The organism is Janthinobacterium fluminis (genome assembly GCF_028595325.1).
GTDB classification, from domain to species: Bacteria; Pseudomonadota; Gammaproteobacteria; order Burkholderiales; family Burkholderiaceae_D; genus Janthinobacterium; species Janthinobacterium fluminis.
Genome location: NZ_JAQQXR010000003.1, coordinates 596,322 through 603,119, shown reverse-complemented (window position 1 = coordinate 603,119; position 6,798 = coordinate 596,322). Strand labels below are relative to the sequence as shown.

At 66.2% G+C, this 6,798-nt stretch carries 6 protein-coding genes and 1 rRNA gene; 6 read left to right on the top strand and 1 reads right to left on the bottom strand.

What is annotated here, in order from left to right; genetic code table 11:
- Positions 1 to 83 (bottom strand): 16S ribosomal RNA (locus OIK44_RS11210); the annotation flags it as partial.
- 441 nt (positions 84 to 524) lie between these two features.
- Here OIK44_RS11210 and OIK44_RS11205 point away from each other — a divergent pair.
- From OIK44_RS11205 to OIK44_RS11180, 6 genes are read left to right on the top strand one after another with little or no spacing between them, the layout of a single operon-like run.
- Entirely contained in the window at positions 525 to 2,033 is a 1,509-nt protein-coding gene (locus OIK44_RS11205) for a B12-binding domain-containing radical SAM protein (protein WP_273670829.1), read from the top strand.
- Between the two features lie 59 nt (positions 2,034 to 2,092).
- Positions 2,093 to 3,223, top strand: a complete 1,131-nt coding sequence (locus OIK44_RS11200) for an MlaE family ABC transporter permease (RefSeq protein WP_273670828.1) — start codon at positions 2,093 to 2,095, stop codon at positions 3,221 to 3,223.
- Positions 3,223 to 4,071: an ABC transporter ATP-binding protein gene (locus tag OIK44_RS11195; RefSeq protein ID WP_273670827.1), complete on the top strand. Its 849-nt coding sequence runs from the start codon at positions 3,223 to 3,225 to the stop codon at positions 4,069 to 4,071. Before OIK44_RS11200 ends, OIK44_RS11195 begins: the two co-directional genes overlap by 1 nt.
- Positions 4,071 to 5,042 (top strand): MlaD family protein, encoded by a 972-nt coding sequence (locus OIK44_RS11190; RefSeq protein WP_273670826.1) that lies wholly within the window; start codon positions 4,071 to 4,073, stop codon positions 5,040 to 5,042. Before OIK44_RS11195 ends, OIK44_RS11190 begins: the two co-directional genes overlap by 1 nt.
- Positions 5,039 to 5,659, top strand: coding sequence for an ABC-type transport auxiliary lipoprotein family protein (locus OIK44_RS11185; protein ID WP_273670825.1), 621 nt, complete (start codon positions 5,039 to 5,041; stop codon positions 5,657 to 5,659). The genes OIK44_RS11190 and OIK44_RS11185 overlap by 4 nt, the downstream gene beginning before the upstream one ends.
- Positions 5,656 to 6,789, top strand: a complete 1,134-nt coding sequence (locus OIK44_RS11180) for a VanZ family protein (RefSeq protein WP_273670824.1) — start codon at positions 5,656 to 5,658, stop codon at positions 6,787 to 6,789. The genes OIK44_RS11185 and OIK44_RS11180 overlap by 4 nt, the downstream gene beginning before the upstream one ends.
- Positions 6,790 to 6,798 lie beyond the last annotated feature (9 nt).

Here is a 6,798-nt window from a genome sequence, read left to right as displayed (position 1 = left end):
CAAGCTCCGTGCTGCCGTTCGACTTGCATGTGTAAGGCATGCCGCCAGCGTTCAATCTGAGCCAGGATCAAACTCTTCAGTTTAATCTCTGTTTAATGTCATTTCTGACAGGTCGAAGCCATTACTGGCTTCTTACTCACTCAAAATACTGACTCGAACACTTCTTGCGAAGCATCCGTGTTTCTTTTTCGCGAGCATTTAATAATTTAAGTATGCGGCGGACCGAAATCCGCCGGCACCATCATCAAATGCCCACATTTATCGACTGTTAATTTTTAAAGAACTTGTTCTGCGCTGCTGCGGCTTGGCGACAAAGCGTTTTGTTTGTCAGCCGCGAAGAAGAAAGAGTATGAAGCGTTTCGCTTGTTTCGTCAACTTCTATTTTTACTATCCCGTCGTTTCCGGCCGGCCCCTTATTGGGGAGGCGAACTATAGCGGAGACGGGGGCAGCCTGCAAGCAGCATCGGGGATGGGGCTGCCGCGGCAGCGTAAAATGGCTGCTTTCTCCGATTTTGAAGCCTGTCATGACCATCCTGCTCTCCACCCTCAATGCCCGCTACACCCATGCTTCGCTGGGTCTGCGCTATTTATTGGCAAACATGGGGCCGCTGCAGGAGCGCACGCGCTTGCAGGAGTTCGTGATCGGTGCGAAGACCACCGAGATCGTCGAGCGCATCCTGGCGCGCAAGCCGCGCATCATCGGTTTCGGCGTCTACATATGGAACGTCGAGGAAACCACCAAGGTCGTGGCCATGCTCAAGCGCGTGGCGCCGGACGTCGTCATCGTGCTGGGCGGCCCCGAGGTGTCGCATGAGCCGGGCGAGCAGGCCATCGTGCAGGCGGCCGACTATCTGATCACGGGCTGGGGCGACGTGACGTTCCCGAAGCTGTGCGGCGAGATTCTGAACGGCCCGAAGCCGATCATGAAGATTCATGCGGGGGTGCAGCCGCCGATGGCGGAGCTGAAGCTGCCCTACTCTTTATATACCGACGACGATATCAAGAATCGCACTTTGTATGTGGAGGCTTCGCGCGGCTGCCCGTTCAAATGCGAGTTCTGCCTGTCGGCGCTGGACAAGACGGCCTGGCCGTTCGGCCTGGAGTCCTTCCTGGCGGAGATGGAGTCGCTGCATGCGCGCGGCGCCCGCCTGTTCAAGTTCGTCGACCGCACCTTCAACCTGAACATCAAGACCAGCCTGAAGATCATGCAGTTCTTCCTCGACAAACTGGAGGCCAACCCGGACGATCCGGTGTACGCCCACTTCGAGCTGGTGCCCGACCATCTGCCGGACGCGCTGAAGGAAGGCATCAGCAAGTTCCCGCCCGGCGCGCTGCAGTTCGAGATCGGCATCCAGAGCTTCAACCCTGAGGTGCAGGCGCTGGTGAGCCGCAAGCAGGACAATCAGAAGGCCGCCGATAACATCCGCTGGCTGTGCGAGCAGTCGAACGCCCATTTGCATGTCGACCTGATCGCCGGCCTGCCGGGCGAGGACGTCGACAGTTTCGCGCGCGGCTTCAACAAGCTGGTCGAACTGAAGCCGCACGAGATCCAGTTCGGCATTTTGAAGCGCCTGCGCGGCACACCCATCATCCGCCACACCGAGCCCTATGGCCTGGTGTTCGATCCGCACCCGCCCTACACCATCCTGGCGAACAAGCAGATCGACTTCATGACGATGCAGCGCCTGGTGCGCTTCGCCCGCTACTGGGACCTGGTCGCCAACTCGGGCCGCTTCGCCAACACGGTCGTCACGCTGATGGGCGAGACGCCGTTCGAGAACTTCATGGCCTTCTCCGACTGGCTGTACACGAAGACCGATGCGACCCACCGCATTGCGCTCGACCGCCTGGCCAGCCTGGTTTCGCAGTGGCTGCAAACGCGCGGCATGAGCGCGGAGGAGGCCGGCCGGCTGCTGGCCAGCGACTACGCCGGCCGCAACGATGCCGCCGGCGCCAAGACGAAAACGGCGCCGCCGGCGGCCCGCCCGGAGGCGTCGATTCCGCAGCGCCAGGCGCGCCATCTGGCCGCCTGAACAGCCGCCTCCCACCATCAGCGGTGGCGGACTGGGCAAATCTCCCTTAAACTGAGCCCATGCCGATTTCACAAGAGCCCACCCTCACTCTCAGCCCAGACAGCAAAACGGGAACCGCCGTCAGCGCCAGCGGCACCTGGCAGGTCCACGCGCTGGCGCAGGGCGAGGCGATGCGCACCCTGGAAACCCAGCTCAAAACGCTGCGGAACGACGCCAATGCGGCGTGGGACTTGAGCGGCATCGACAGCATGGACCACATCGGCGCCCAGCTGTTCTGGAACACCTGGGGCAAGACCCGGCCCACACGCCTGCAACTGGCGCCGGCCCAGGAAGAATTCTTCAAGCGCATCGAACAGGCCGGCAACATCGAGATACCGCGCCCCCGCAGCGGACGCCTGAGCTCGGTGATGGTACTGGGCTTCAAGATGCTGTCCTTCTTCGAGCACATGGCCGGCTTCACCGCCCTGATCGGCCAGGTGGCCCAGGATCTGGCGCGCTTCGCCCGCCATCCGCTGCGCGGGCCGTGGCGCGAAATCTCGGCCAACATCTTCCACGCCGGCTTCCAGGCGCTGGGCATCACCGCCCTGGTCGGCTTTCTGATCGGCGTCGTCCTGTCCTACCTGTCGGCGCAGCAGTTGCGCGCCTTCGGCGGCGACATCTACCTGGTCAACCTGCTCGGCATGAGCGTGATCCGCGAACTGGGGCCGCTGCTGGCGGCGATCCTCGTGGCCGGCCGCTCCGGCTCCTCGATCACCGCGCAACTGGGCGTGATGCGCGTCACCGAGGAGCTCGACGCGATGCTGGTGATGGGCATCTCGCACGGCTTCCGCCTGATCATGCCGAAGGTGCTCGCGCTGGCGATCTCGATGCCGCTGCTGGTGATCTGGACCGACACGGCCGCGCTGATCGGCGGCATGGTCGCGGCGAAGATCGAACTGAACCTGTCGGCGCGCTACTTCATCCAGAAACTGCCCGACGCGGTGCCGCTGGCGAACTACCTGATCGGCCTGGGCAAGGGCGCCGTGTTCGGCATGCTGATCGCGCTGGTGTCCTGCCACTTCGGCCTGCGCATCAAGGCCAACACGGAAAGCCTGGGGCGCGGCACCACCACCGCCGTCGTCACGGCGATCACCGTCGTGATCCTGGCCGACGCCGTGTTCGCGATCGTCTTCAACGGCGTGGGGTACTGATGGACGAGCACACGGACAAGTGCGGCGGCGCCGGCGCCCTCAAGCTGAACGGCGACACGCCGGTGGTCGAGATCAGCAAGCTGTGGACCAAGTTCGGCCGCACCGTCGTGCACCAGGACTTGAACCTGTCCATCGTGCGCGGCGAAATCCTTTCCATCGTCGGCGGCTCGGGCACCGGCAAGACCGTGCTGCTGCGCCAGATGCTGGGCCTGGAGCATCCGGCGCGCGGCTGCGTGCGCGTGTTCGGCGAGGATATCGGCAAGAGCGATTCGGCCCACCTGCAGCAGTTGCGCAACCACTGGGGCATGCTGTTCCAGCAGGGCGCGCTGTACTCGGCGCTGACGGTGTTCGACAACGTCGCGCAGCCGATGCGCGAGCTGCGCGCCCTGCCCGAGGACTTGATACGCGACGCCGTCCTGCTGAAGATGAATATGGTCGGGCTGGGGCCCGAGCACGCCGGAAAAATGCCCTCCGACCTGTCCGGCGGCATGATCAAGCGGGTCGCGCTGGCGCGCGCGCTGGCGCTCGAACCGAAGCTGCTGTTCCTCGACGAGCCGACGGCGGGGCTGGACCCGGACCTGTCGGAAACCTTCGTCGCGCTGATCCAGTCGCTGCACCGCGAACTGGGCCTGACCGTGGTGATGGTCACGCACGACCTCGACACGCTGTTCGCGCTGTCGACGCGGATCGCCGTACTGGCCGAAAAACACGTGATCGCGATCGGCCCGACGCGCGACGTGATCCAGGTCGAGCACCCGTTTATCAAACAATTTTTCCTCGGCGACCGCGGCAAGCGCGCGCTGGCGGTGCTCGACGAGCGCCGCGCTGAACAGAAACCGGAGGTGTAATGGAAAACAGATCGCATGCATTAATGACGGGCTTCTTCACCATCCTCCTGCTGGTCGCGGCGGTGCTGTTCGGCGTCTGGTTCAACCGCGACCGGGTCGAGCGCGTGCCCTACCTGCTGGCGACGACGATGTCGGTGCCGGGCCTGAACCCGCAGGCGGCCGTGCGCTACCGCGGGCTGGAGGTGGGCAAGGTCGACGCCATCGACTTCGACCCCAGGGTGACGGGGCAGATCCTGATCCACGTCAGCGTCGACAAGGACACGCCGGTCAGCGAAACCACCCACGCCACGCTGGGCTACCAGGGCGTCACCGGCATCGCCTACATCCAGCTCGACGACGAGCGGACCGGCTCGAAGCTGCTGGCCACGCGCGCCGACATGCCGGCGCGCATCCCGCTGCGCCCGGGCCTGCTGGACCAGCTGGAAAAGCGCGGCAAGAAGATACTCGACCAGGCCGAGGAGCTGACGGCGAAAGTCAACAGCCTGGTCAGCCCGGCCAACCAGGCGGTGATGCTGGGCGCCTTCCAGGACGTCAGCAAGGCGGCCAAGGCCTTCGCCGCGATTCCCCAGCAACTGGGGCCGACGCTGGAGCAACTGCCGCAATTGACGGCGCAGGCGCAGCGCGACATGGAGGCGGTGGCCGACGCCAGCGCCAACGTCAGCCGGGTGGCGAAAAATTTCGACGCGCTGGGCAAGCGCCTGCAGGCGCCCGGCGGCAGCATCGACAAACTCGACGGCGCCGTCGAGCGCATCGGCCTGTCGGTCGAGGCGGTCAGCGGCGGCATCGAGCTGGAGGCGCTGCCGCACGTGATCGAACTGACGGACGAGACGCGCTCGTCGATGCGCGTGCTGAAACGCACGATGGAGGGCCTCAACGAGCGCCCGCAAAGCATCCTGTTCGGCGCGCCCGACACGCCGCCCGGCCCCGGCGAAGCGGGATTTGTGGCACCGACCAAACAAGGACAACCGTGAACACGACACTCAAACGCAGTCTGACCCTGCTGGCCCTGGCGGCCGGCGCCGCGCTGGGGGGCTGCGCCGGCAAGGCGGCCGTCGCCACGCTCTACGATTTCGGCCCGCCGCCGGCGCCGCCGGCCGCCGCCGCGCCGCCGCCCGCGCTGGCGACGCTGGTGGTGGCCGACGCCACCGGGCCGGCGTGGCTGGACAGCCAGCGCATGCACTACCGCCTGCTGTACGCCGACGCCCAGCAGTCGCGGCCCTACGCCAACAACCGCTGGAACAGCACGCCGCTGCAATTGCTCAGCCAGCGCCTGAAGTCGCGCATCGCGCAAAGCGGCGTCAAGGTGCTCGCCACCACCGACGCCGCCGCCGGCGTGGCGCTGCTGCGCGTCGAGGTCGACGACTTCTCGCACAATTTCGACAGCCAGACCCAGAGCAGCGGGCGGCTGAACCTGCGCGCCTCGCTGTTCCGCGGCCACCGCCTGGTCGACCAGAAAACCTTCAGCCGCGCCAGCGGCGCCGCCAGCGCCGACGCGGCCGGCGGCGCCCGGGCGCTGGCGGCCGCCTCCGACGCCGTCGCCGCCGACCTGCTCGCCTGGCTGGCCGCGCTGCCGCCGCAGAAAGAATGACCGAGAGCGCCGCCGGCCCCGCCGCCAGCCAGCCGTCGCCGGCCGCCCGCGCCGCGCTGGCGGCCTACCTGTTCCTGATCGTCTACGCCAGCTGGTTCCCCTTCGCCGGCTGGCACAACAGCGGGCTGTCGCCTCTGACCTTCCTGGAACACCTGGACATGCCGCGCTACTGGACCAAGTTCGACGTCGGCATCAACATCCTCGGCTATATCCCCTTCGGCGCGCTGCTCGTGTACTCGCTGTACCCGCGCGTGCGCGGCGTGCTGGCCGTGCTGCTGGCCAGCGCCTGCGGCCTGCTCGTGTCCGGCCTGATGGAGGCCGTGCAATCCTACCTGCCGAGCCGGGTGCCGTCGAACCTGGACCTGTTCACCAACGCGGCCGGCTGCTGCGCCGGCGCGCTGCTGGGCGCGCTGTCGGCCCGCAAATTGCTCGACCACAGCCACCTGTACCGCCTGCGCCAGCGCTGGTTCGCCCAGCACGGCAGCCAGGGCCTGGTCTTGCTGGGCCTGTGGCCGCTGGCGCAGATCTACCCCCAGGGCTATCTGTTCGGCCTGGGCCAGTTGCTGCCCATCCTGTCCGAGTGGCTCTCCAGCCTGCTCGACAGCGACATCGACCTGGCCGCCCACTTGCGCCCGGAAACCATGCTGACGGTGGAGCAATACTGGCTGTCGGAAACCATCATCACGGCCTGCGGCATGACGGGCGCCGTGCTGGCCCTGCTGTGCATGCTGCGCCGCTCGGCGCCCAAGGCGGCGCTGGCGCTGGGCCTGATCGCCGCCGCCGTGCTGGTCAAGACGCTGGCCAGCGCGCTGCTGTTCGCGCCGGAAAACGCCTTCGTCTGGGTGACGCCGGGCGCCCAGGGCGGCTTCGTGATCGCCCTGATCATGCTGGGCGGCCTGGTCTTCGCGCCGGCCGTCGCGCAGCGCCGCGTGGCGGCCGCGACCTTGCTGCTGAGTCTGGTGATCGTCAACACGACGCCGCTCAACCCCTATTTCATGGCGACGCTGCAAAGCTGGGTGCAGGGGAAATTCCTCAACTTCAACGGCGCGGCGCAATTCCTCTCCCTGCTGTGGCCGTTTTTCGCGCTGTGGTTCCTGTGCCTGCCCTCGCACAAGCTGAACCGGCCTTGAGCGGACCGG